Annotated in this window: 23 protein-coding genes and 1 pseudogene; 14 read left to right on the top strand and 10 right to left on the bottom strand. The window is 68.4% G+C overall.

Annotated features, from left to right (window positions below; all coding sequences use genetic code 11):
- Window positions 1-7 precede the first annotated feature (7 nt).
- A complete protein-coding gene (locus tag NK1_RS22760; RefSeq protein ID WP_063011717.1) occupies window positions 8-1,231 on the top strand; it encodes a M50 family metallopeptidase in 1,224 nt (407 codons plus the stop codon).
- On the opposite strand, the pseudogene NK1_RS36345 reads toward NK1_RS22760, so the two are convergent.
- The 4 genes and pseudogenes from NK1_RS36345 to nfi all read right to left on the bottom strand — a co-directional run.
- Window positions 1,229-1,402: pseudogene (locus NK1_RS36345) on the bottom strand (sodium-independent anion transporter); the annotation flags it as partial. The gene NK1_RS22760 and the pseudogene NK1_RS36345 sit on opposite strands and share 3 nt — an antisense overlap.
- Entirely contained in the window at window positions 1,386-4,175 is a 2,790-nt protein-coding gene (locus tag NK1_RS22755) for a cation-translocating P-type ATPase (protein WP_063011715.1), read from the bottom strand. The gene NK1_RS22755 and the pseudogene NK1_RS36345, both read right to left, overlap by 17 nt.
- 13 nt (window positions 4,176-4,188) lie before the next feature.
- Complete coding sequence (locus NK1_RS22750; protein WP_063011713.1) at window positions 4,189-4,449, bottom strand: three-helix bundle dimerization domain-containing protein; 261 nt, start codon at window positions 4,447-4,449, stop codon at window positions 4,189-4,191.
- A 500-nt stretch (window positions 4,450-4,949) separates the two neighbouring features.
- Window positions 4,950-5,723 carry a deoxyribonuclease V gene (gene nfi / locus NK1_RS22745; RefSeq protein WP_245660748.1) on the bottom strand — a complete coding sequence of 258 codons (774 nt, stop codon included), beginning with the start codon at window positions 5,721-5,723 and terminating at the stop codon, window positions 4,950-4,952.
- Window positions 5,724-5,987: 264 nt separating this feature from the next.
- On the opposite strand from nfi, the gene ispG reads away from it, so the two are divergent.
- From ispG to NK1_RS22730, 3 genes are all read left to right on the top strand, one after another.
- Window positions 5,988-7,121 (top strand): flavodoxin-dependent (E)-4-hydroxy-3-methylbut-2-enyl-diphosphate synthase, encoded by a 1,134-nt coding sequence (gene ispG / locus NK1_RS22740; protein WP_439955959.1) that lies wholly within the window; start codon window positions 5,988-5,990, stop codon window positions 7,119-7,121.
- A gap of 108 nt (window positions 7,122-7,229) precedes the next feature.
- Complete coding sequence (locus NK1_RS22735) at window positions 7,230-8,090, top strand: GNAT family N-acetyltransferase (RefSeq protein ID WP_084461406.1); 861 nt, start codon at window positions 7,230-7,232, stop codon at window positions 8,088-8,090.
- 80 nt (window positions 8,091-8,170) lie between these two features.
- Window positions 8,171-9,991: a penicillin-binding transpeptidase domain-containing protein gene (locus NK1_RS22730; protein WP_084461404.1), complete on the top strand. Its 1,821-nt coding sequence runs from the start codon at window positions 8,171-8,173 to the stop codon at window positions 9,989-9,991.
- A 67-nt stretch (window positions 9,992-10,058) separates the two neighbouring features.
- On the opposite strand, the gene NK1_RS34670 is transcribed toward NK1_RS22730, so the two are convergent.
- Both NK1_RS34670 and NK1_RS22725 read right to left on the bottom strand, forming a co-directional pair.
- A complete protein-coding gene (locus NK1_RS34670) occupies window positions 10,059-10,214 on the bottom strand; it encodes a hypothetical protein (protein ID WP_157104394.1) in 156 nt (51 codons plus the stop codon).
- A gap of 168 nt (window positions 10,215-10,382) precedes the next feature.
- A complete protein-coding gene (locus tag NK1_RS22725; RefSeq protein WP_439955958.1) occupies window positions 10,383-10,898 on the bottom strand; it encodes a peroxynitrite isomerase in 516 nt (171 codons plus the stop codon).
- Between the two features lie 183 nt (window positions 10,899-11,081).
- Between NK1_RS22725 and NK1_RS22720 the strand changes: the two genes are divergently transcribed.
- Window positions 11,082-11,915, top strand: a complete 834-nt coding sequence (locus NK1_RS22720; RefSeq protein ID WP_084461400.1) for an ABC transporter permease — start codon at window positions 11,082-11,084, stop codon at window positions 11,913-11,915.
- Window positions 11,912-12,733 (top strand): ABC transporter permease, encoded by an 822-nt coding sequence (locus NK1_RS22715; RefSeq protein WP_084461396.1) that lies wholly within the window; start codon window positions 11,912-11,914, stop codon window positions 12,731-12,733. Before NK1_RS22720 ends, NK1_RS22715 begins: the two co-directional genes overlap by 4 nt.
- Window positions 12,734-12,746: 13 nt before the next feature.
- Here the strand turns inward: NK1_RS22715 and NK1_RS22710 are convergent, their stop codons facing one another.
- Together NK1_RS22710 and NK1_RS22700 are read right to left on the bottom strand one after the other, a co-directional pair.
- The gene (locus NK1_RS22710) at window positions 12,747-13,610 is read right to left on the bottom strand and encodes a helix-turn-helix domain-containing protein (protein ID WP_036503530.1); all 864 of its coding nucleotides are present in this window, start codon (window positions 13,608-13,610) and stop codon (window positions 12,747-12,749) included.
- 354 nt (window positions 13,611-13,964) lie between these two features.
- Window positions 13,965-14,516: a peroxiredoxin-like family protein gene (locus NK1_RS22700; RefSeq protein WP_063011709.1), complete on the bottom strand. Its 552-nt coding sequence runs from the start codon at window positions 14,514-14,516 to the stop codon at window positions 13,965-13,967.
- A gap of 76 nt (window positions 14,517-14,592) precedes the next feature.
- Here NK1_RS22700 and NK1_RS22695 point away from each other — a divergent pair, with 76 nt between their 5' ends.
- The 5 genes from NK1_RS22695 (at window position 14,593) to NK1_RS22675 (ending at window position 19,121) form a co-directional block, all read left to right on the top strand.
- Window positions 14,593-15,207: a TetR/AcrR family transcriptional regulator C-terminal domain-containing protein gene (locus NK1_RS22695; RefSeq protein WP_063011706.1), complete on the top strand. Its 615-nt coding sequence runs from the start codon at window positions 14,593-14,595 to the stop codon at window positions 15,205-15,207.
- A 281-nt stretch (window positions 15,208-15,488) separates the two neighbouring features.
- Window positions 15,489-15,920, top strand: coding sequence for a hypothetical protein (locus NK1_RS22690; protein ID WP_084461418.1), 432 nt, complete (start codon window positions 15,489-15,491; stop codon window positions 15,918-15,920).
- Window positions 15,921-15,979: 59 nt separating this feature from the next.
- A complete protein-coding gene (gene map, locus NK1_RS22685; protein ID WP_063011704.1) occupies window positions 15,980-16,843 on the top strand; it encodes a type I methionyl aminopeptidase in 864 nt (287 codons plus the stop codon).
- Window positions 16,840-18,429 carry a cobyric acid synthase gene (locus NK1_RS22680; RefSeq protein WP_063011702.1) on the top strand — a complete coding sequence of 530 codons (1,590 nt, stop codon included), beginning with the start codon at window positions 16,840-16,842 and terminating at the stop codon, window positions 18,427-18,429. The genes map and NK1_RS22680 overlap by 4 nt, the downstream gene beginning before the upstream one ends.
- Window positions 18,430-18,560: 131 nt before the next feature.
- A complete protein-coding gene (locus tag NK1_RS22675; RefSeq protein WP_063011700.1) occupies window positions 18,561-19,121 on the top strand; it encodes a hypothetical protein in 561 nt (186 codons plus the stop codon).
- Window positions 19,122-19,171: 50 nt separating this feature from the next.
- On the opposite strand, the gene NK1_RS22670 is transcribed toward NK1_RS22675, so the two are convergent.
- Entirely contained in the window at window positions 19,172-20,179 is a 1,008-nt protein-coding gene (locus NK1_RS22670; protein ID WP_063011698.1) for an alpha/beta hydrolase, read from the bottom strand.
- A gap of 191 nt (window positions 20,180-20,370) precedes the next feature.
- Here NK1_RS22670 and mqo point away from each other — a divergent pair, with 191 nt between their 5' ends.
- A complete protein-coding gene (mqo, locus tag NK1_RS22665) occupies window positions 20,371-21,888 on the top strand; it encodes a malate dehydrogenase (quinone) (protein ID WP_063011796.1) in 1,518 nt (505 codons plus the stop codon).
- Window positions 21,889-21,909: 21 nt separating this feature from the next.
- Window positions 21,910-22,359 carry a GNAT family N-acetyltransferase gene (locus tag NK1_RS22660; protein WP_063011696.1) on the top strand — a complete coding sequence of 150 codons (450 nt, stop codon included), beginning with the start codon at window positions 21,910-21,912 and terminating at the stop codon, window positions 22,357-22,359.
- A gap of 75 nt (window positions 22,360-22,434) precedes the next feature.
- On the opposite strand, the gene NK1_RS22655 is transcribed toward NK1_RS22660, so the two are convergent.
- On the bottom strand, window positions 22,435-23,211 hold the full coding sequence (locus tag NK1_RS22655; protein WP_063011694.1) for an EI24 domain-containing protein: 777 nt from the start codon (window positions 23,209-23,211) through the stop codon (window positions 22,435-22,437).
- A gap of 68 nt (window positions 23,212-23,279) precedes the next feature.
- Here NK1_RS22655 and purN point away from each other — a divergent pair, with 68 nt between their 5' ends.
- A complete protein-coding gene (gene purN / locus NK1_RS22650) occupies window positions 23,280-23,876 on the top strand; it encodes a phosphoribosylglycinamide formyltransferase (protein WP_063011692.1) in 597 nt (198 codons plus the stop codon).
- Window positions 23,877-23,884 lie beyond the last annotated feature (8 nt).

The following is a 23,884-nucleotide window of genomic DNA, read 5'->3' as shown; positions in this document are numbered from 1 at the left end:
ATACCGCATGGGCTTCGCGATCGGATTCGTGCTGTTCGCCCTCGGCATCACGGTATCGGTGGCGCTACACGAATGTGGCCACATGTGGGCGGCGCAGGCCACCGGCATGCAGGTGCGCCGCTATTTCGTCGGCTTCGGGCCGAAGGTGTTCTCGTTCCGCCGCGGTGAGACCGAATACGGTCTCAAGGCGCTGCCGCTGGGCGGTTTCTGCGATATCGCGGGCATGACCGCGCTGGACGAGGTACCACCCGAGGACCTGCATCGCGCGATGTACCGGCAGGCGACGTGGAAGCGGCTGGTGGTGATGTTCGGCGGCATCGCGATGAACTTCATTCTGGGCTTCCTGCTGATCATGCTGCTCGCGGTGGCCTGGGGGCTGCCGCGGCTGGATTCGCCGCCGGCCACCCAGATCTACCCGGCCGGTTGTGTGCCCGCGCAGAACCCCGACGGGTCGACGCAGAAGTGCACCGGTCCCGGCCCGGCCGAACGCGCCGGACTGCGGCGCGGCGACCTCGTGACCGCGATCGACGGCAAGCCCGTCAAGACCTGGGACGACTTCCGCTCGATCACCGAGAAGGCGAACGGCCCGGTCGTCTACACGGTGAAGCGCGGCGATCAGACGCTGCAGATTCCGGTGACCCCCGAGCGCGTGGCGACCTATCCGCTGAAGTCCACGGACAGTTCCGAGCGGGTCACCACGCCGGTGTACGTCAGCAAAGTCGGTGTGGCACAGGACTTCTACCTGCCCGTCAAACACAACGTCGTCTCCGCGGTGCCAGCCTCGGTGGCCTTCACCGGGGACATGTTCGGCCGCACCTTCGCCTCGCTGGCGCAGATGCCGAGCAAGGTGGTCAGCCTGTGGCACGCGGTCACCGGCGGTCAGCGCGATGCCGACACTCCGGTCAGCGTGTACGGTGCCAGCAAGATCGGCGGCGAAACCGCCGAACACGGGCTGTGGGGTGCGTTCGTGCTGGTGCTGGCCAGCCTGAACTTCTTCCTCGGCGCCTTCAACCTGCTGCCGCTGCTCCCGCTGGACGGCGGCCATATCGCGGTGGTGATCTTCGAGAAGCTGCGCAACCTGTGGCGCAACCGCAAGGGCCTGCCCAACGGCGCTCCGGTCGACTACATGAAACTGCTGCCCGCCACCTACATCGTGGTGGTGATCGGCGGTGCGTACATGATCCTCACGCTGGTCGCCGATATCGTGAACCCGATCAAGCTGTTCCCGTAGCGCGATCGCCGACGGCGGCGCCGCCGCGATCAACGGCGCCGGCGAGGAGTCCGGGCCGAGCACCAGAATTCGCGAGGGACCGACGAGGGCGTAGGCGAGCAGCACGACGATCGTGGCGCAGAGTGCGGCGTAGGTGGTAGCGCACGCCCGGGCCTCAGTGGGCCCGGGCCCGCAGCGGCGCCACCGCGACCGCGGCGTTCAACGGCTCCGGCGGTGTGCTGCGGCGAATGTGCCTGCGCCGCAACGCCTTCTCCGCCTCGACGGCGATCGGGATCAGCAGCGACCAGCCCAGACAGGCCAGCCACTGCCCACCCGTCAGTGACGTCGTCATCAGCAGGTCCTGCAGAAATCCCAGCTGCACGGCCAGGACGGTGACCACGACCGGTATCGACAGAATCTTCAGGGCACCGAGAATCGGTGCGGTGAAACCGGATTCTGGATCGCGGCGCATAGCCAGCCCGGCCAGGACCGACCCCAGCGACAACACCACGAAGGTCGTCGTCATCGGCACCGAGGCGGTGTCGGTGCTCATTCGGCCGGGAGCCACCAGCATGGCGGCGAGGGCGACCGCGAACTGCAGTACTCCGTAGATCAGCCACTGTGTGAACGCGGTCCGGTTGGCGACCGGCATCGCCGGGTCGCGGGGCGGTTTGTTCATCAGATTCGGTGGCGGGGGGTCGGTCATGATGACCGCGACCGGGAACAGCGTGATGAAGAAGTGCTGGAACAGCACCATCAGCGGGGTCAGCGCGACGCCGTGGTTGATGTCGAAGATACTGGCCACCAGGAACAGCAGTACCAGCGAGAACAGTTTCGACATCTGGTACCGGATATAGGACACGATCTTGTCGTAGATGCTGCGGCCCAGGCGAATCGCGGTGATCAGGGTCCCGAAGTTGTCGTCGGTGAGCACCATCTTGCCCGCCTGCTTGGTGACCTCGCTGCCCGAACCCATCGCGACGCCGATATCGGCCTTCTTCAGGGCGGCGGCATCGTTGACCGCGTCACCGGTCATCGCCACCACCGCGCCGCCACGTTGCATCACGTCGGCCAGTCGCAGTTTGTCCTGCGGGGTCACCCGGCCGAACACATGCAGCCTGGGCAGCGCTTCGGCCAGTTGCTCGTCGGTCATGGCTTGCAGTTCCGCGCCGCCGACCGCCCCCGGCCCCAGCCCGAGTTCGGCTCCGATCGCGGCGGCGGTGATCGCGTGGTCGCCGGTGATCATGCGGACGTCGATCCCTGCCTCGTGCGCGATGCGCACCGATTCGACCGCTTCGGGGCGCAACGGGTCGATGATGCCCGCCATGCCGACGAAGGTGAGATTCTCGACCATCGACATCGGGTCGGCCTGTGCGGCGTCCTCCTGGCCGTCGAGGATCCGGGCAGCGAAGGCCAGTACGCGAAGTCCCTTCTCCGACATGGTGCGCATCGCGTCGGTGATCTCGGCGCGCGCCTCGTCGACCGGCACCTCGGTGCGGCCCGGGCGGTAGGCCTCGGCGCAGCGGGCCAGAACCATGTCGGGTGCGCCCTTGACCAATTCGACGAAGCGAGTTCGATCGTCGACGCGCAGGTGGTGAAAGGTCGCCATGAATTTGTAGGCCGAGTCGAAGGGCACCGCGGCGACGCGCGGGTAGTCGCGGCGAGTGAGCGGAGCGTCGATGCCCAGTTTGGCTGCCAGTACCACCAGCGCCGCCTCGGTCGGATCGCCGACCACCTCACCGGTGTCGGACACGGTGGCGTCGCTGTCCAGGCACAGCCCGTAGGCGAGCAGGCTGAAATCCGGGGTGCCCGCACCGGCGGCCTCGGTGACGGTTCCGTTCTTGCTGTAGCCCTCTCCGGTCACGCCGTACCACCGGCAGTGGAAGAACAACGAGCGCACCGTCATCTGGTTCATGGTCAGGGTGCCGGTCTTGTCGGAGTTGATCGCGCTGGTCGCGCCCAGTGTCTCGACATCGGTGAGGTTCTTGACCACCGCTTTGGCGTCGGCGAGGCGGCGGGCGCCGTAGGCCAGCATCGCCTGGACGAACGTCGGCAGCCCGGTGGGAATCGCGGAGACGCCCATCGAAATGCCCAGCAGCAGTACCGCTGTCACATCCTGGCCGCGCAACGCGCCGATCAGCACGATGATCGCCACCGCCGTCCACGCGATCACGCCGAGCAGTTTCGTCAGCGAATCCAGCTCCCGCTGCAGCGGTGACCTCGACGGGGCGACCGCGGACAGCATGGACGCGATCCGGCCCATCTCGGTGTTCATTCCGGTTTCGGTGACCACCATAGTGGCGGTTCCCCGGGTGATCGACGTGTTCTGATAGACCATGTCGATGCGGTCGCCGAGCGGCACGTCCGCGGCGGCGAGGGTGCCGGGATCCTTGGCGACGGGGGCGCTTTCACCGGTGAGCGCCGCCTCCTGGGTTTCCAGGGTCGCGGAGGCGACGAGCCGGCCGTCGGCGGGGACGATATCGCCGGCTTCGAGCTGGACGATATCGCCGGGGACCAGCTCGAGCGCGTCGAGCTGGATCAGCGCGCCGTCGCGCAGCACCCGCGCCTGCGGCGACTGCATCTTGGCCAGTGCGTCCACGCTCGCGCGCGCCACGAGTTCCTGCCGTGTGCCGAGCACGACGTTGAGCACGACCAGCGCCGCCACCACGACGGCGGTCGGGATCTCGCCGATGACGACGCTGACCGCCACCACCGCGATCAACATCAGGTTCATCGGATCCCGGAGCTGTCGCAGCGCGACGGTCCACGGGGCCGGTGCGGGCTCGGCGGCTATTTCGTTGGGGCCGTAGCGTTTACGTCGTTCCTCGGCCGAGCCGGTGGTGAGTCCGGCGTGCCGGTCCGAGGACAGCGCGGCCACCACGGTGTCGGCGTCGCGGGCGTGCCAATCGGCCGGTTCGGAAGCCGGCGGACCCGGGCTCTGTGGCACCGCGCGTGTGGCCGCCATAACGCTCGTCTCCTCAGATGACCGTCACTGAGCGGGCGCCGCGCGCACGGGTGCGAGACGAGGGCGCCGCTGTTCCCGCCGGCCGGATGCTGATCGCTTGCCGCGCCGCCTTCTCGACGAGCAGAGGGACGAAGTCGTGTACTCGCGCTTCGGAGAAGCGCTTGTGGATGCCGCGCACGATGAGTTCTATGTCCCCGGGCGGGACGGACGGGTGGCTGGCGATCAGCCGCTCGATGACTTGTTCGACCTGAATCAATTCCTCATCGCCGGTCATCGGTCTATCGTCTGCCCGACGGAGATGGTCGTCAAGGCACGAATCGGGCGCGAAATTCGGCCGCGGCTTGCGTTTTCGTGGTTCGTCATATCCGTGGCCCGTGCCCATCCCGCAGTATGCCTTCTGAGCTGCGGTATTCGGCGCCGGAACGGAGTTCGTCGCGATCGGCTGCCGCCGAAGTGGATCGGAGTAAAGGGCTCGCATCCTGCCGCGATCGGCGAATCGTGATCGGATTCCGGCTCCTTCGATTGTGGGCGAAGAAACGGAAATTCAATCGCCCGCATCGGGTGCGATGGTAATCCGAGAGCGAATATTCGAAAAGGAGGTGACATTCTCCTCTGGCGCCCCCGGAGGTGATGGTACGGCGCGTCGGGTGGCGGTGGTGTTCGGCGAATCTCGCCGGTGCGCGCGGCGCGAATCGTCAATTAGCGATCGAGTTGCCGATGGCTGCATCGGCAGGCTGGTTCGATGCCGCCGCCGGGCGGTGCGCGGACGGTTCCCTAGCCGCGAGCGAGGGTGTCGCGCAACACGGTTCGGCACAGATGGTCGGCGCGGCGGGTGGTCTCCGGCTGCCGGTACTTCGGCGCGAGCGCGAGGACCTGTGCGCATGCGGTGTCGAGGGAGATGCGATGGCCCACCGACACGTACACCGGTTTGATCCCGGGCTGGGTGCGCAGCGCCCGCCCGACCACCTCGCCGTCCGCGGTGATGTCGGTGACCGAACCCCGCGCGGCATCGGGAACGTCGCATTCACCCCACACCGTCTTGGCGACGCCGATCGACGGCAGGCCGGTCAGCACCCCCAGGTGACACGCCAGCCCGAAGCGCCGCGGGTGGGCGATGCCCTGGCCGTCGCAGACCAGCAGGTCGGGCGTGGTCTCGAGGCGTTCCAGCGCGGCCAGGGTGGTCGGCAGTTCCCGGAACGCGAGCAGGCCCGGCACGTACGGAAACCGCGTCGTGCCGTGGGCGACGGCGGTGTCGACGGTCTCCATCGTGTCGATATCGAGGACCACGACGGCGGCGACGACCGCGCCGGACTCGTCGTAGGCCGAATCCAGGCCCGCGACGGTGCGAAATCGCGGCGGCCGCGGGTCTTGGGTGAGCACCGAATCGCGCAATCGTTGCTGCAGTGCCGCAGCCGCTTCCGGGTCGGCGGGCAGTTCCGGAGTCATCGCCAGGCGCACGGTCAGCGCCGCCCGACACGTGGTCGTGGGATGTACATCCGGTGAATCCTCCTGAACGCGACGGTGGGTGCCGGCCTTCGGCCGGTCCACGGTAACTACATCGTCATCCGAGCGAAAAGCCCCGGCTGACGGGCAATATCAGGGAGCTGGGGGCACCCCGGCCGGGCAGCGGTGCGGTCCTGGTCACAGTCGTTTCCGGCGGCCGAAGACCGTGAGCGCGCCGGCCATCGGCCGGGGTGTCGGTGCTCTCACAGGTCGCTCCCATACCGCCCGCACTAGACTCGGCAGCGAACGGGTGCACCAGACGCAGACGAAAGTAGGCAGCCGAACGTGAGCACAGCCATCACCCTGGGGATGCCGGCCGCACCGGCGGCGGTCCTGGCACCGCGGCGTAAGACGCGACAGCTGATGGTGGGCACGGTGGGAGTGGGCAGTGATCACCCCATCTCCGTCCAGTCGATGACCACGACCAAGACCCACGACGTGAACGCCACGCTGCAGCAGATCGCGGAGTTGACCGCATCGGGCTGTGACATCGTGCGAGTGGCCTGCCCGCGGCAGGAGGATGCCGACGCGCTGCCGATGATCGCGAAGAAGTCGCAGATCCCGGTGATCGCGGACATCCACTTCCAGCCGCGCTACATCTTCGCCGCGATCGATGCCGGCTGTGCCGCCGTGCGCGTCAATCCGGGCAACATCAAGGAGTTCGACGGCCGGGTCAAGGAGGTCGCCAAGGCCGCCGGTGCGGCCGGGATCCCGATCCGGATCGGGGTGAACGCCGGCTCCCTGGACAAGCGCATGCTCGAGAAGTACGGCAAGGCCACCCCCGAGGCGCTGGTGGAGTCGGCGCTGTGGGAGGCGAGCCTGTTCGAGGAGCACGGCTTCGGCGATATCAAGATCTCGGTCAAGCACAACGATCCGGTGGTGATGGTCGAGGCCTACCGGCAGCTGGCCGCGCAGTGCGACTACCCGCTGCACCTGGGCGTCACCGAGGCCGGACCGGCCTTCCAGGGCACGATCAAATCGGCGGTGGCTTTCGGCGCCCTGCTCAGCGAGGGCATCGGCGACACCATCCGGGTGTCGCTGTCCGCGCCGCCTGCCGAGGAGGTCAAGGTCGGTGGGCAGATCCTGCAGTCGCTGAATCTGCGGCCGCGCAAACTCGAGATCGTGTCCTGCCCCTCCTGCGGACGTGCGCAGGTCGATGTCTACACCCTCGCCAACGAGGTGACCGCGGGTCTGGAAGGTCTCGCGGTGCCGCTGCGGGTGGCGGTGATGGGTTGTGTGGTCAACGGTCCGGGTGAGGCGCGCGAGGCCGATCTGGGTGTCGCCTCCGGCAACGGCAAGGGCCAGATCTTCGTGAAGGGCGAGGTCGTCAAGACCGTGCCCGAACATCAGATCGTGGAGACGCTGATCGAAGAGGCCATGCGCATCGCCGACGAGATGGGTACCGACGCCGAAACCGGCGAGCCCGTCGTCACCGTCGGATGATCGCCGGACACGGATAGGGGAGTGGGCGTGTCGCGCGCCGGCCGCATTCTGTCCCTGGAGCCGAGCAAAGCCCCCGCACGCAGGCGACGTTCATGGCAGGCTGGGAGCGTGCGGAGTGTGCTGGAACCGTCGCGCCGGTCACGGATTTCCGGTGCTCGTCAGCTCGCGGATCGCGATCTGGCGCAGGTGCTGGAAGTGCTGGACACCGATCCGGTGGCCGGGTGCATGGTGGCCGCGCGCCTGCAGGAATACGGTCTGGACAATCGCGGCGGCGGAGAACTGTGGACGCGGGGCACCCCGGCGGATTCGCTGTGTTTCTCCGGCGCCAATCTGGTGCCGCTGCGCGGGACGACCGACGATATGCGGGCCTTCGCCGACCGCGCGGCCCGCTGGCCGCGCGTGTGCTCCTCGGTGGTGGGCCGCCAGGAATTGGCGTTGCCGCTGTGGGAGACGCTGGAGCAGCGATGGGGTCCGCCGCGCGAGATCCGCGCCGATCAGCCGCTGCTGGCCCTCGACGGCCGCGCCCAGGCCGTCCCCGATCCGAAGGTGCGCCGCGTGCGCGGTGACGAGCTGGAACGGTACCTGGTCGCCGCGGTCGCCATGTTCACCGAGGAGATCGGCGTCGATCCGCGGGCCGGTGACGGCGGTCGCGGATACCGGCGCCGCGTCGCGAGCCTCATCGAAGCCGGCCGCGCGTGGGCGCGCTTCGAGGACGGTGAGGTCGTCTACAAGGCCGAGGTGGGGGCCATGTCGCGGCGGACCGGCCAGATCCAGGGTGTCTGGGTGCATCCGCAGTGGCGCGGGCGCGGCCTGGGCACCGCCGGGACGGCCGCGGTCGCCGATGCGGTGGTCGCGGCGGGGCGGACCGCGAGCCTGTACGTGAACTCCTACAACGAGGCCGCTCGCCGCGCCTACGCCAAGGTCGGCTTCCATCAGGTCGCGACATTCGCGACGATCCTCGTGGACTGAACGCCCGGTTCCGTCGCGCACCGGGCAAAACCAGTGTGTCGCAACGTTTACCAGCGACCGGCTGGCTACCATCGGTGGCGATGTCGAAGTCGAGATGTGCGCCGCGCGCGTGGGCGCCCCGCGCGCTGGTGCTGAGTGCGGCCGCCGCCGTGGTGATGACGGCGGGCGCGTGTTCGTCCGGACCGCAGGGGCCGGTCGCCGCCGCCGACTCCTTCCTGGCGGCCTTCGCCCGGCAGGATCCGGCGGACGCCGCCGATCTGACCACGCAGCCCGAGAAGGCCTCGGCGGCACTGGCTTCGGCATGGCAGAACCTGCAGGCCCAGCACCTGACCGCGCACACCGGATCCGCGCGCGTCACCGGCGATACCGCCACCGTCGACTACACCTACGAGTGGACACTGCCGAAGGACCGCGTCTGGACCTACTCCGGGCAGTTGCAGATGGGCCGCAGCGGCGGGCAGTGGAAGGTGCGCTGGAGCGCGTCCGACATCCACCCGAAATTGGGTGACACCCAGAGTCTGCACCTGCGCACCACCCCGGCGCCGCGCGCCCGGGTCAACGAACGATCCGGCAGCGACGTCCTGGTTCCGGGTGTAGTGCACCGGATCTCGTTCACGGTGTCCGACGCCCCGGACCCGGGCTATGTCGCCGGTGCGCTGTCGGCCGCACTGAAGCAGTTCGACGACACCCTGACCACCGACGCGATCCTGGCCGCCGCCCGCAAACAGCACGGCCCCGCACTCGTCTTGGGCCTGAGCGACTGGGAATTCGATCAGGTCAGCGGACAGCTGCTGGGCCTGCCCGGGGTGACCACGGACCGGCAGTGGGACCTCATCCCGACCGACCGGCATTTCGCGCCCGATCTGATGACCCAGATCCGCAAGACCGTCATCGACGAGGTCGACGGCAAGGCCGGCTGGAGTGTGGTCACCGTGAATGCCGACGGTGTCGACACCGATGTGCTGAAAGAGGTTGCGCCGCAACCGGCGCCGTCGTTCTCGCTGAGTATCGACCGCACCGTGCAGAACGCCGCGCAGCGAGCCGTCGACCCGCGTCGCGAGCAGACCATGATGGTGGTGATCCAGCCCTCCACCGGAGCGATCCTCGCGGTGGCGCAGAACGAGGCCGCCGACACCGACGGCCCGGTCGCGACGACCGGGCTGTATCCGCCCGGCTCCACCTTCAAAACCGTCACCGCCGCCGCCGTGATGACCGCCGACATCGCGAACCCGGATACCGTCGTCCCGTGCCCGAGCCGAATCGTGGTGGGGGAGCGCACGATTCCGAACTACGACGAGTTCTCCCTCGGCGACGTGCCGATGTCGACGGCGTACGAGCGTTCCTGCAATACCGCCTTCGCGAAATTGGCCAGCGAACTGCCGGGGACGGCACTGACCGACGCGGCGGCGCGGATGGGCGTGGGCCCGGACTACACCGTGGCCGGGTTGCCGACCGTATCGGGTTCGGTGCCGCGCGCCGACGACGAGGTGGTCCGCACCGAGGACGGCATCGGCCAGGGAAAGGTGGTGGTCAGCCCGTTCGGCATGGCGCTGGTGGCGGCGACGGTCGCGCACGGGGCGGCGCCGACGCCGTATCTGATCTCCGGGCACGAGACGGCCGTGCACGGCGATCGGCCGGGCCTGTCGCCGCAGGTGGTGGAGGGGCTGCAGGCGATGATGCGCAAGGTGGTCACCGGCGGTACGGCGGAGCGGATCGCCGACCAGGGCGAAGTGTTCGGCAAGACCGGTGAGGCGGAGGTCGACGGCGGATCGCATTCGTGGTTCATCGGCTATCGCGGCGATCTCGCCTGGGCCACGCTGCTGGTGCGCGGCGGGAGTTCCGATAATGCGGTCGCGGTGACCAGGGATATGCTGGCGGCTCTGCCGCCGGGGAGTGCCTGAAACAATCGTGACCGGACGCTCGGTGCGTCCGGTCACGGGGGTGAAGGCTGGGTAGTTCGGGTGCCGTTTATTGTCCCTGCACCTCCGTTCCACCGACGGGTGCCGAGGTCGCGTGCTCGGTCGGGGGTGACGCCCCGGCCGAACCGTCTCCCAGAATCTCCACGGCCCCGGTCCCGGCGAGGATCATCCCCGCGGTGATCAGCGTGAGCGTCGAACGCTTCATGGTCTTCTCCCTTGTCGGTGAGTGAGAGCCACTGGCATCGAACCATCGGGTTCGCCGACTATTAGCCGACCTGGAAAACCGTAAACCGGCGAACCGCGCGCCGACAACCCCCTGCACCGGAACGCGCAGCGGAAAAGGCCATGAAAAGCCTGGTTACCCCGTTAATTTTCAATTCTGTTCAGCGCGGTGCAAGCTGGCCGACAGATGGTGTTGCTTCGGTTGCCCGACGGCCGCCATCCGCAGCTTGTAGTCGATCGTGTCCCCGGACAGATGGATCGAGCGGCCCAGCGCGGTGACCGATTTCGCCGTACTGGAGTTGCCGATATGAGTGGAATCGAGTTCGAGCCGCAGCCCGTCCTCGGCGACGGCGATCCGTCCCTCGCAGATCTCGGTGATCCCGGTGGGGTGAGCGAGGATCAGCTCGACCCGGTCCGCGCCGATCGAGCGCAGATAGCCGGTCTCGGCGTGCAGCGAGCGGCCGTCGCCGGCGTGGCGGGTGCGCTGCCGGTAGGTGAGGAACGGCCGGCCGACGTGGCCGAACCGGATTTCCTCGTGATAGTCGAACGGTTCGATGGTCGGGTACTCCCCGTGACCGGAGCCCCGCCAGGTGCCCAGCAGCGGAGCCAGATGGGCGATATCCGGATGGGGGGCGACGGCAGGCTGGGGTTCGAGCACGGCGCACAGCTTAGTTGCCCGCGCCGCAGACGGTGGGAGGACCACGCGGCCTGGTCCGGTTCGTCCGGGACGAGAGCCGGTAGGTCGCGACATACATCGCGAATCGGACCCCGCTTGCGCGGAGATAGCGCCGCGGCGGCCCCGGGTCTGGTGTGATGGACGGATGCCGACCGGGTGCGAACGGAGCAGGCGATGACTGTGCGAATCCAGGCGATGCCGCGGCGGGGCGCGCACGCCGTGCTGCGCGGCTGGTGGCTACCGTGCTGGGTGCTCACCCGGCGCCAGATCCGGCCGTCGCTGCGCAACGGCGAGGTGCTCACGGCGGTGCTGGCGCCGACGGTGTTCACCCTGGGGTTCTACGTCCCGCTGAATCGGGTGATGAGTTTCGCCGGGCACGGGGCGAGCAGCTACGCCCAGTTCCTGATGCCGATGATCGTCATGCAGGCGGTGTCGTTCTGCGCGACCGCGGCCGCGCTCCGCGCGGCGGTCGATGCCCGCGACGGTCTCGATGCCCGGCTGGCGACCATGCCGATTCCGCCGATCGCGCCGCTCATGGCCCGCACCGCCGCCACCGGATACCGCATCGTGATCGCCTTGGCGGCGGCGCTGCTGGCCGCACACGTGATCGGTTTCCGATTCGGCGGAAGTCCCTGGGAGACAGTGGGTTTCGTCTTGTTCTCGGTGTCGGTCGGGGTGATGCTGGGACTGTTCGGTGATCTGCTGGGTGCGCTGTCGAAATCGCCGGAGGCCACCACCCAGGTGCTGATGCTGCCGCAGTTGATCCTCGGCATGGTGTCCACCGGATTCGCGCCGGCCTCCCAATTCCCGCCGTGGATTCAGGGTTTCGCGCGGAATCAGCCGGTGTCGCAGTTCGTCGACGCGATGCGGGCGCTCGCCGGTGACAAGCCGGGTTTCGCGACGGCGGTGGATCGGTCGACGATCGGGCCGGGGGTGGTGTGGACGGTGGCCGGGCTGCTGGTCTTCGGCGGCGGTTCGGTGGTACTGGCCGTGCGGCGGCAGCGATGACGGGGGCCGACACCGCCGTGCGCGAAATGGCGACCGTGCACGTGGATACCGAGCGCTGGCGATATCTGCTGCCGCAGACCCTGGTGCAGACCGGCCGCTTGTTGCGGCGCTGGCGCCGCGATCCGCTCACGACGGCGCAGATCCTGGTGTTCCCGGCGCTGCTGCTGGTGATGCTGAATACGGTGCTCGGCCGGCAGATCTCGTCGTTCTCCGGGGTCGACGCGCTCTACGGTTCGGTCCCGATGGTGACCGTGGTGTCGGTGATGTCGGGATCGCTGGCCGGGGCGGTGACGCTGGGCCGCGAACGCGACGCGGGTCTGCTGGGCCGCTTCTGGGCGCTGCCGGTACACCGCGCCTCGGGGTTGCTGTCGCGGCTGCTCGCCGAGGTCGCCCGGATCGTGCTCTGCACGGTGGTGCTGTTCGCGGTGGGCATGGCGCTCGGTTTCCGGTTCCACCGTCCCGCCGCCGCGCTCGCGGTCCTCGGCGTGCCGCTGCTCTACGGAATCGGATTCGCCACCATGGTGACGGCGGTGGCGGTGTATTCGGCCAAAACGTTCGTGGTGGAGGCCATTTCGCTCGGGTCCTCGCTGCTGATGTTCTTCAGCACCGGATTCGTCCCGCTGCCCGCCTATCCCGGCTGGGCGCAGCCGATCGTGGCCCATCAGCCGCTGTCCACGGCGATCGACTCGATGAGCGCGCTGGCGCTCGGCGAGCCGGCGCGCGGGCCGCTGTGGGCGACGGTGGGATGGTCGGTGGGTGCGATGGTCGTGTTCGCGGTGCCGGCGGCGGTCGGCTTCCGGCGTGCCAGCCGGGAGTGAGCGGTGCCGTCGCTCAGCGCAGGCCGTCGGCGATCTCGTTGATCATCTCCGCGGAATCGCGCGGGCTCAACGCCATCGCGCGCAGTTGGTCGAACATCACCCCGAAGCGCCGAATCTCGTTGTGGCCCTCGACGATATCGTCGCCGGCGATCCCTTCGACGTAAACCAGCTCGGGGTCGGCCGGATCCGGGAAGTCGAGGACGACGAAGGAGCCGACCATCGCCGGATGCGCACCCGCGCCGAACGGCAGCACCTGCAGGATGACATTGCGCTTGTCGGTGTCCTCGGTGAGGCGCAGCAACTGTTCGCGCATCACCTCGGGCCCGCCGACCACCCGGCGGATCGCGGCCTCGTCGAGGACCACCCACAACTCCAGCGGATTCCCGTCGCGGGTCAGCACCTTGGAGCGCTCGACCCGGGCCCGCAGGCGCTGTTCGATCACCGAGGTCTCGACCTTCGGCATCGCGGTGTCCAGCACGGCCCACGCGTAGCGCTCGGTCTGCAGCAGGCCGGGGATGAACGAGGTCTGGAACAGGCGCGCCGACAGCGCCTCGGTCTCGAAGTTGATGTAGGCGGCGTAGACCTCCGAGACGGCCGCCTCGAACGGGCGCGACATGCCCGGCTTCTGCGCCTCCATCAGCAACTGCACCGCGTCGGAGCGTTGTGGTTCGCCGATGCCGTACAGGTCGAGCATCGCGGTGAGGGTGCGTCGCTGCGGGCGCGCCTGCGCGGTTTCGATCCGGTAGAGCGTGGTGACGTTGATACCGGTGCGGGCGCTGACCACCTCCTTGCTGATCCCCGCCTGCTCACGCATCTCCGACAGCAGTGCGGCGAGCCGCCGCAGCTGAACCGTCAGCACCGTGCGTTTACCTGCCATCGCGCGCGTACTCCTTGTGAGATTCGGGACGCTCGAGCACGTTCCACGGATATGGGAACGGTCGGGCGAGCATACCGCCCGCCGCGCAGGTCCCGGCGCGATGTGCCCGCCCGGGAACCCTCGGCAACCGCTACGCGGCCTTCCCTGTCGCACGGCTGGATCCGGGCCGTTCGGTCCTGGTACCGGAGGCGCCGTTCGGCCACATCTTCCTCGCCCGCGGATCCGCCGTCTTCGAGGGCGCGCCCGACGGGCAGGCGACCTTGTCCGCCGGTGACGCGGTCCGCATCACGGCCACCGGCGAGGTGCTGATCTGGGAGATGCGCGCGAGCACGAGCTGATCCGGCCGGACCGTCCTCAGCTGTTTTCCCTTGCGTGGGAGAGCACTTCGTCGACCGTCCACTGGTCGTCGGCGTGTGTGCCGTAGTGGGAGGCGGCAAGGGAACCGTCGGAGGCGATGAGGAAATCGGCGGGCAGGCCGAGGCGGCCGCCCTGTGGGGTGCCGCGAGGGGTGGGTTGTTCGCCGCGTGCCATCGGGCCGACGGCGCTGCCGATCGCCAGTGCGATACCGGGCCACGCCCGCGGATGCAGCAGTGCGTGAGGTGCGGATTCCACGCCGAATTCGCGATACAGCGTCTTGTCCGGATCGGCGATCAGGTCGAACGGAATATCGGCGGCATAGTCGGTCAATTCGGCTGCCGCGGAATGGAAGACGGCGACCTCGCGGATTCCGGCGGCCTCGATCTCGGCATGCCGGGTGACGAAGGTGCGCAGATGGCGATGACAGATCGGACATCCGGCGAACCGGCGGAATTGCAGATGAATGAGGCGATCGGGATCCGGGACGGGAATGGGTTCGCCGGTGACCGCGGTCAGGGTCCGGCTCGCGACGGTGGTGGGTGCCGACATGCATGCTCCTCGGTTAGGTAGGTGTACCACGTACGCCTACGGACCAGTATGCGCGTATCTTGTACGCTGTCAATCCGTGCCCCGCCCTCGCTCGCTGACCACCGCGGATCTGTCGACGGCGGCCCTCGCCGTGATCGACCGCGCGGGCCTGCCCGGTCTCACCATGCGCGCGGTGGCCACCGAACTGGGCATGGCCACCATGGCGCTGTATCGCTACGTGGCCGACCGGGAGGCTCTCGAAGTGCTGATCGTCGACCGGCTGCTCGGCGACGTCGACGTGTCCACCCCCGTCGACGCCGAGTGGCGGGCGAGGATCGCGGTACTGCTCGAGCGCATGCGGGCGGCGGTCGCGGCCCATCCGGCGGCGGCTCCGCTGGTGCCGCGGCATCGGCATGCGAGTCCGGCCGCACTGCGATGGATGGATGCCACCCTCGCCGCACTCACCGCGGGCGGTTTCACGGGGCGGGAGCGAGTGATAGCTCAGCGGACGCTGGTGGCCTTCCTGCTCGGCTGTCTGGAGAACGAACACCATGCCGCGATCGGCGGTGCGGGCACCGTGGCGATCACTACGCTGCCGCCGGACGACTATCCGTACCTCATCGAAACCGCCGCGCAGGCCCGCGACATCTCCGCCGAGGACGAGTTCCGCGGCGGTATGGAGATCGTTTTGCGTGGCTTGTCGCCACGCTGAGCGCGTCGCGTGATCACCGCCGACGCGCCGTCGCGGGTTCCGGCCATGAATGGACGGCCCGTGAAATGATTACCAGCGCAGTCGTTCTCGAGGCATCAGCGCACGTCGCAGGCCTATCCCGGCACCGGGAACACTGTGACCACACCGTGATTCCAGCAATGCGGACGCAATCTTGCGTTCTTGCATATGCAAGAGCAGAATCCGATCTACCCTTGAATTCGCCACATTCGATCCGAACGACGGACGAGCGAAATCCGGAGATCAGTGATGACGGTGCGACGATGACGACTTCGATTGCCAGTGCGTTACCCGCAGCCCCGCAATTGTTGTGCGCCTTCCAAGGTCGGCGATTCCAGGACCGTGAACTGTTGCGGTCCGCCCGGGCGCTGGCCGAACTGCACACCCGGCGCGCGCAGATCGCCGATCCGATTCTCATCGCGGAAATCGACTGCCGCCGTGGGGAACTCATCGACGACATCAACGAATGGGTCGAACGCGAATTGCCGGGTTATCGCACCGGCGTCGCGCTGCGCACCGATGTCCTCGGGCCGATGGTGGACCGCATGGCCGGCAGCTGGGTCGCCGCCAACCGCGCCATCGACCGCGACGGCGCCCGCAGCGACACCACCCACAAGCACTGGTATCACCTCGCCGAACTGGTCGACGGCTATACCGACCTCGTCAGCGGCGTCACCGCGCCGCCCGCCCGGTAACCCCAGCGCACAGCGGCGTCGCCGCCGTGGCCGCGCCCCGGGCCGGATAGTCTGAATACATGTCTGTGCGCACCCGCAAGCCGCTCGCCCCCGGAACACTCTCTCCCGTGCGCGAGGTGCCGCGCTCGATCGAGCGGCCGGAGTACGCGTGGAAGAAGACCGTGAACGAGGGCCGCGAACCGTGGGTGCAGACGCCGGAGACCATCGAGAAGATGCGGCTGGCGAGCAAACTGGCCGCCCAGGCGCTGCAGGAGGCCGGTAAAGCCGTCGCCCCGGGCGTCACCACCGACCACCTCGACGCGGTCGTGCACGACTATCTGTGCGATCACGGGGCCTACCCGTCGACCCTGGGTTACAAGGGTTTCCCCAAATCCTGCTGCACCTCGCTGAACGAGGTGATCTGCCACGGCATTCCGGACTCCACGGTGATCGAGGACGGTGACATCGTCAATATCGACGTCACGGCCTACATCAACGGCGTGCACGGCGATACCAACGCCACCTTCCTCGCCGGAGACGTCGACGAGGAGGCCCGGCTGCTGGTGGAGCGCACCCACGAGGCCACCATGCGGGCCATCAAGGCGGTGCGACCCGGGCGCGCGCTGAACGTGATCGGGCGCGTCATCGAGTCGTATGCGAACCGTTTCGGCTACGGCGTGGTCCGCGACTTCACCGGTCACGGTGTCGGCCCGACCTTCCACAGCGGCCTGGTGATCCTGCACTACGACCAGCCCGCCATCGAATCGGTCATCGAGCCGGGCATGACCTTCACCATCGAGCCGATGATCAACCTCGGCGGCATCGATTACGACATCTGGGACGACGGCTGGACCGTGGTCACCAAGGACCGCAAGTGGACCGCGCAATTCGAGCACACGCTGGTCGTGACCGAGGAAGGCGCCGAAATCCTCACGCTCCCATGAGGTTCGCCGCTGCGGTCGGGCGCGGTGACGCGGTGAACGGCGCGCTGTTGATCGCCGGCACCACCTCCGATGCCGGTAAGAGCGTGGTGGTGGCCGGCCTTTGCCGGATGCTGGCACGGCGCGGCGTGCGGGTGGCGCCGTTCAAGGCGCAGAACATGTCCAACAATTCGGTCGTCACCCTGGACGGGGGTGAGATCGGCCGGGCACAGGCGTTGCAGGCGCGCGCCTGCGGGCTCGAACCCAGCGTGCGGTTCAATCCGGTACTGCTCAAACCCGGCAGCGATCGCCGCTCCCAGCTGGTGGTGCGCGGTATCGCCGTCGACACCGTGGGCGCCCGTGACTATTTCCGGCACCGGCGGCGGTTGCGCGAGGTGGTGGCCGGTGAACTCGCCGCCCTGCGTGCCGAATTCGACGTGGTGATCTGCGAGGGCGCCGGCTCACCCGCCGAGATCAACCTGCGCGCGACCGATCTGGCGAATATGGGCCTCGCGCAGGCGGCGCGGTTGCCGGTCCTGCTGGTCGGCGATATCGATCGCGGCGGGGTGCTGGCGCACCTGTTCGGCACCGTGGCGATTCTCGATCCCGAGGATCAGCGGCTGATCTCGGGTTACATCGTCAACAAGTTCCGCGGCGACGTGGAATTGCTGCGACCGGGGCTGGACCAGCTGACCGAGCTCACCGGCCGCCCGACGCTCGGGGTCCTGCCCTACAGCGACGAGCTGTGGATCGACGCGGAGGATTCCCTGGGCACCGTCGCCGACGCCCCGGTCGGCAGGCCGCGCCCGCCGGTGGGCACCGAATGGCTGAGCGTCGCCGCGATCCGGCTGCCGCGCATCTCCAACTCCACCGATATCGAGGCGCTGGCGTGCGAACCGGGAGTCTCGGTGCGCTGGGTGAGCGACCCGTCGCGGCTGGCAGGCGCCGATGTGGTCGTCGTTCCGGGTAGCAAATCCACCGTCTCGGACCTGAACTGGTTGCGCCGCAACGGAATCGCGGACGCGATCGTGGCGCACGCCGGCGCCGGGAAGCCGGTGCTGGGTATCTGCGGTGGCTATCAGATGCTCGGTCGCCGCATCCACGACGACGTCGAATCCGGGGCGGGCGAGGTCGCCGGTCTCGGCCTGCTGGACCTCGAGATCGAATTCGCCGATCCGAAGGTACTGCGGCGCAGTGCCGGCCACGGCGCGGCGAGCGGGGGAGCGGTCGCCGGAATCCCGTTGTCCGGCTATGAGATTCACCACGGCCGGGTGCGGCGCAGCGGGGATCCCGCCTGGGTCGAGACCAGCGGTGCCGAGACGGATCCGGACAGGGGCGAAGGCAGCGTGCGTGGGGCCGTTCGCGGCACACATCTGCACGGGCTGCTGGAATCCGACGAGTTCCGCCGCGCCTGGCTGCGGGAGGCCGCGCGGCAGGCGGGTCGCACCGGCTTCGCGGTCGCCGCCGATACCTGTGTGGAGGCGGTGCGCACCGCTCAACTGGATCTGCTCGCCGACCTGATCGAGAAACACCTCGACATCGCGGCGCTCGAGCGCCTGATCAGCGACGGCGCACCCGCGGGGCTGCCCACTCTCACCGTCGGCCGCTGAGTGCCCGGGTCCGGCGGGGCAGGTGCCGAGGCCGCCCACCTCACAGCGGTGCGATCCGCGTCATCACCGGGCGATGAACGTGGCCGAGGACATGGGGTGCGCCCGTCCGCTCCCGTGTAGCGTTGATCGGCATGGAGACCCGGCGAATCGCGGTCGGTGACCGCGCCTGGACCGTACGAGTCGGCGGGCCGGAGTCCAGGCATACGGTGCTGCTGCTACCCGACGCCGGAGCTCCGGCCGACATCTACGACCAGGTGTGCGAGCGACTGCACAATTCCGATCTGCGCACCATCACGGTGGAGTCGATCGACGGCCTGGACAAGGCCGCGGTCTACGCCATCCTCGACGATCTCGGCGTGGCCTGGGCCAACCTGGCCGGTTACGGCGCGGGCGCGGAACTGGCCTGGCAGCTGGGCGCGCGCGGCTTCGGCCGGTTCGTCGGACTGGTGGTGGCCGGGCGTCCGCATCCGGCCGTGGCCGTGGACGGAACCGCCGCCGATGCCACCTGCCCGGCGGTGGAGTTACCCACCACAGTCATCGCCACCGAGGACCTGCCGCGCGCGGTCGCCGATTCCTGCGGTCGCCACGTCTTCGGCGAATTCCGCGTCACCCAGGTCGACACCGCCGAGGTGCCGATCAAGGCCGATCACGAATTCGCCACCGAGATCGTGCTGCGCTCGGGTCTGTGGTGAGCCCGGGCTCCCGATAGGTCCCCGGCGAACACCCTGCGCGGCAACGTGATTCAGGCGCGGAAGTCGCGCAACCAGCTCAGCCACGCGTCGAGTTCGGTGAACGCGTGGGAGCGCACCTCCGGCGCCGACAGGAACACGTCGTGGCGAGCGCCCTCGATCGGCACGATGTTGGTGCGCCCGCCCAGACATCCCGACCAGCGCTGAATCTGGCGCACGTCGAGCACCACATCCGACACATCGGCGGCCGGGCCGTACTTGCGCATGAACTTGGTCACCTTGGAGCGCAGGATCAGCGCCGGAACGCCGACGTCGAGGCCGCGATGCAGTTCCGCATGGCCGCGGCGGATGGCGCGCAACCAGCCCAGGTGGACCGGGAACCCGCCCAGCGGCTTCCAGTCCAGGTCGTAGTCCCATTCGCCGGAGACGCTGGTGTGCAGGCTGTCGCCGTAGGTGCTCAGCTCGCCGCCGGGCAGGCGCGTCATCGCGCGCAACCGGCCCACTCCGTCGATCACGGCGGTGCCGATGTGGCGGTAGTAGGCCGGACCCTGCAGATCGAACCAGGGGCTGTTCAGAACGAGTCCGGTGATGCCCTCGGCGGCGGCGTCGCGGCGGTTGAGCCACAGCGGCAACACCAGGCCGCCGGTGGAGTGCGCCATCAGCAGCACCGGCAATCCGGTCTCCTCGCGCACGATCTGCAGCGCGCGATCCAGTTCCGCGTCGTAGAGCCGCAGGTCGCTGACATAGTGCGCGGTCTGGCCGGGGCGCCGGGAGCGTCCGCACTTGCGCAGGTCCAGGGCGTAGAAGCGGTAGCCGCGCGCACTCATGTGCTCGGCGAGATGCTTCTGGAAGAAGTAGTCGGTGAAGCCGTGCACGTACAGCACCGCACCGGTGGCCGGCTCGGTGATATCGGGCTCGTGGCGGACCAGGGTGGCGTCGACGATGCCCTCACCGTCGGGATCGGGCCCGAGCGGAATGGTCAGCTGCCGATATTCCTCCCCGAGGACGTCGGGCTGCCAGGCGTGGGTGGTCGACGGGGCCAGGGGCGTCTCGTTCGTCACAGCTTCACGATATTCGACCCGCTCAGGGGCGTGCACGGCGAGCCGTGCCGAACCTGCATGTGTGACGGTTTCGGAAACGGGCATGGTGAGGGGCAGAATCAAGTTGAAGTGAACGGCGGGTAACCTCATTACCCGCTCACCAAGTGCCCGCGCTGGACAAGGAAGTCGATCACCCCGTGCCGAACGCTGCGATGACTGAAAAGACCGATGTAGTCCTCATCGGTGCCGGCATCATGAGTGCCACCCTGGGCGCACTGCTTCGCCAGTTGCAGCCCGACTGGTCGATCACCATGTTCGAGCGGCTGGACGCGGCTGCGCCCGAGAGCAGCGACCCGTGGAACAACGCGGGCACCGGCCACTCGGCGCTGTGCGAGCTGAACTACACGCCGCAGGCCGCCGACGGTTCGGTCGACATCACCAAGGCGATCGATATCAACGAGCGCTTCCAGGTGTCGCGCCAGTTCTGGGCCTACGGTGCCGAGAACGGCGTGCTCGCCGACCCGTCGGGCTTCATCAATCCCATTCCGCACGTGAGCTTCTGCCACGGCGCCGACGGTGTGGACTATCTGCGCAAGCGCCACGCGGCGCTGTCGCGGCACCCGCTGTTCGAGGGCATGGAGTTCATCGACAGCCCGGACGAGTTCACCCGCCGCCTGCCGCTGATGGCCCGGGGCCGCGACTTCTCCGAGCCGGTCGCGCTGAACTGGACCCAGACCGGCACCGATATCGACTTCGGAGCGCTGACCAAGCAGCTGCTGGCCTACCTCGGTTCCTCGGGCGTGGAGATCGCGTTCGGCAACGAGGTGCGCAACCTGTCCAAGAAGTCCGACGGCAGCTGGACGGTCAAGGTCCGCAACACCCGCACCCGCACCTCGCGCACGATCGACGCCAAATTCGTCTTCGTCGGCGCGGGCGGCTACGCGCTGCCGCTGCTGCAGAAGGCCGGCATCAAGGAGATCCAGGGCTTCGCCGGATTCCCGGTCAGCGGCCAGTTCCTGCGCTGCACCAACCCCGAGCTGATCGCCAAGCACGACGCCAAGGTCTACGGCAAGGCCGCGGTCGGCGCGCCGCCGATGTCGGTGCCGCACTTGGACACTCGTGTCATCAACGGCAAGCCGGGCCTGCTGTTCGGCCCCTACGCCGGCTGGACCCCGAAGTTCCTGAAGGACGGTAAGTTCAGCGACCTGCTCAAGTCGGTGCGGGCCGGCAACGTCACCCCGATGCTGGGTGTCGGCGTCACCGAACTCGGCCTGGTCAAGTACCTCGTCAGCGAGCTGCTGAAGTCGCCGGCGGGCAAGGTGAACACCATGGAGGAGTTCATCCCGCGCGCCGACGGTCACGACTGGGAGCTGATCACCGCCGGTCAGCGCGTGCAGATCATCCGGCGCAAGGGTGCGGGCGGCGTCCTGGAACTCGGCACCGCGGTGATCGCCGCCGGCGACGGTTCCATCGCGGGACTGCTCGGCGCCTCGCCCGGCGCCTCCACCTGCGTCAGCGCGATGATCGACGTGCTGCAGCGTTGCTTCCCGAACGAATACGCCGACTGGACGCCGAAACTCAAGGAAATGGTGCCGTCGCTGGGTGTGAAGCTCTCGGAGAACCAGGCGCTGTTCCACGAGGTGTGGGACTGGTCGACCAAGGCCCTCAATCTCAACGGCAGCGGCCGTGCGGACAACACGCCGATCGCCGCAGGGGTCGCGCACAGCTGAATCATGTGATAGCAAGACGCGATGATGTCAACGGTTGCGCTCAAACGGTCGTGGGCCGCGGATCTCGATACCGCGACGCTGTACAAGCTGTTGAAACTGCGCGTCGAAGTGTTCGTCGTGGAGCAGAAATGCGCTTATCCGGAACTGGACGGGCTCGATCTGCTCCCCGAGACACGCCACTTCTGGCTCGACGACGAGGGTGAGATCATCTGCACCCTGCGGCTGCTCGAGGAGCACGACAACGGGGTGAAGTCGTTCCGCATCGGGCGGTTGTGCACCACACCCGAGGCGCGCGGTCACGGCTACACCACCCGCGTGCTGCAGGCGGCCATCGCCGAAGCCGGTTCGGCGACAGTGCGTTTGAACGCCCAGACCTATCTGGTCGACCTCTACACCAAGCACGGGTTCAAACCCGACGGTGAGGAGTACGAGGAAGACGGGATCGCGCACATCCCCATGCGCAGGGGCTGAGTGGCGGATCCACCACGGAGATTTCGGCCCCGTACCCCTTCGTCGGGTGCGGGGCCCTCTCGTGTCGCGGGAAACTCAGTCCCGCAACGGATTCGGTGCCGGATCGCTGTCCGCACCGCACAGTTCGCGGGCGAGCATCGTGGCGCCTGCGACCGCACCCGGCATCAGGACGATCGCCACGAACGGCACGAGGAATGCGGCGGCCAGCGGGATGCCGAAGCCCCACACCAGCATTCGATGCGAACGCAGCATCGTCAGATGTTCGCGCACCTCGATTCCACGGCGCAGCATCGCGACCGCGGTCAATTCCTGCGCCAGGAAGAACCCGGCCACGCAGACCCCGAGCACCGGGATGACGGTCTGCCCGACCAGCGGCAGGAATCCGGCGCAGAACAGCGCCACACCCCACACCGCCGCCCGGATCAGGATGCGCACCCCGTCGCGAACGCCGATCCACACCTCCCGCCACAGCGGCAGGCCCGATTCCGGCGCACGCCCGTCAGCCGACAGCGACCGATCCACCCGTTCCGACAGGGCCTCGTAGAACGGCTGGCCGATCACCAGCGTCACCGTGGTGAACGTGATGACCGCCAGGAACAGCCCCAGCAGGACCAGCAGCACGGCCAGGCCGCCGCGCAGCAGCCCCGGCCACGGCGACGACCAGTCCGCCGCGAACGGCGTCGCCCACGCCACCAGATCCCCCGCGAACCACACCAGCGCCACCAGCAGCCCCAGATACAGCACCATCGAGACCAGGCCCGGCAGCAACCCCAGCCCCAGCTCCCGGCGGTGCGCCGCGGCCCACCGCTGCCCCCGCATCAGATACCCGAAGCCCCGCACCACATCCCGCACCGGCCCAGCGTATTCGGCGGATGAGAAGCGCGCCGAATCCCTCGTACGGCTGTGGGAAACTGCGAGGTGTGCGCAATCTCCGAGTCGGCGTGCTCGTCTCACACCACGGCTCGAATCTTCGCGCCCTCCACCGGTCCTCGCTCGAACCCGGTGCACGCTTCGAGATCGCGGTTGTCATCGGCAACAACAGCGATGCCGCGGGTCTGGCCTACGCCCGCGAGAATCGCATTCCCACACGTCATCTCTCGGGCGCGACACATCCGGACCCCGACGCCTTGGACGAGGCGATCCGCGCCGCTCTGGCCGAGCACACGACCGACTGGGTGGTGACGGCGGGCTATATGAAGAAACTCGGACCACGAACGCGCCGGCATTTCGATTCCCGGATCCTGAACATCCACCCGGCGCCCCTGCCGCGATTCGGCGGCGCCGGCATGTTCGGCCAGCGCGTGCACGACGCGGTGCTGGCGTCCGGCGTCGCGGTCACCGGGCCCACGGTGCATCTGGTCGACGCCGACTACGACACCGGACGGGTGCTCGCCCATCGCGAGGTTCCGGTGCTCGCGGACGACACCGTGGAAACCCTGGCCGCGCGCGTGCTCGAGGTCGAACATGTGGTGTTGCCACTGGTGGTGCGGCGGATCGCTGCGGGGGAGCGGATCTAGCGGACAGG

Origin of the sequence: Nocardia kruczakiae NBRC 101016, assembly GCF_001612965.1 — a bacterium.
In the GTDB taxonomy this organism is placed as follows: domain Bacteria; phylum Actinomycetota; class Actinomycetes; order Mycobacteriales; family Mycobacteriaceae; genus Nocardia; species Nocardia kruczakiae.
Note: the sequence above shows the minus strand (reverse complement) of the source record. Positions and strands in the feature narration are given on the sequence as shown.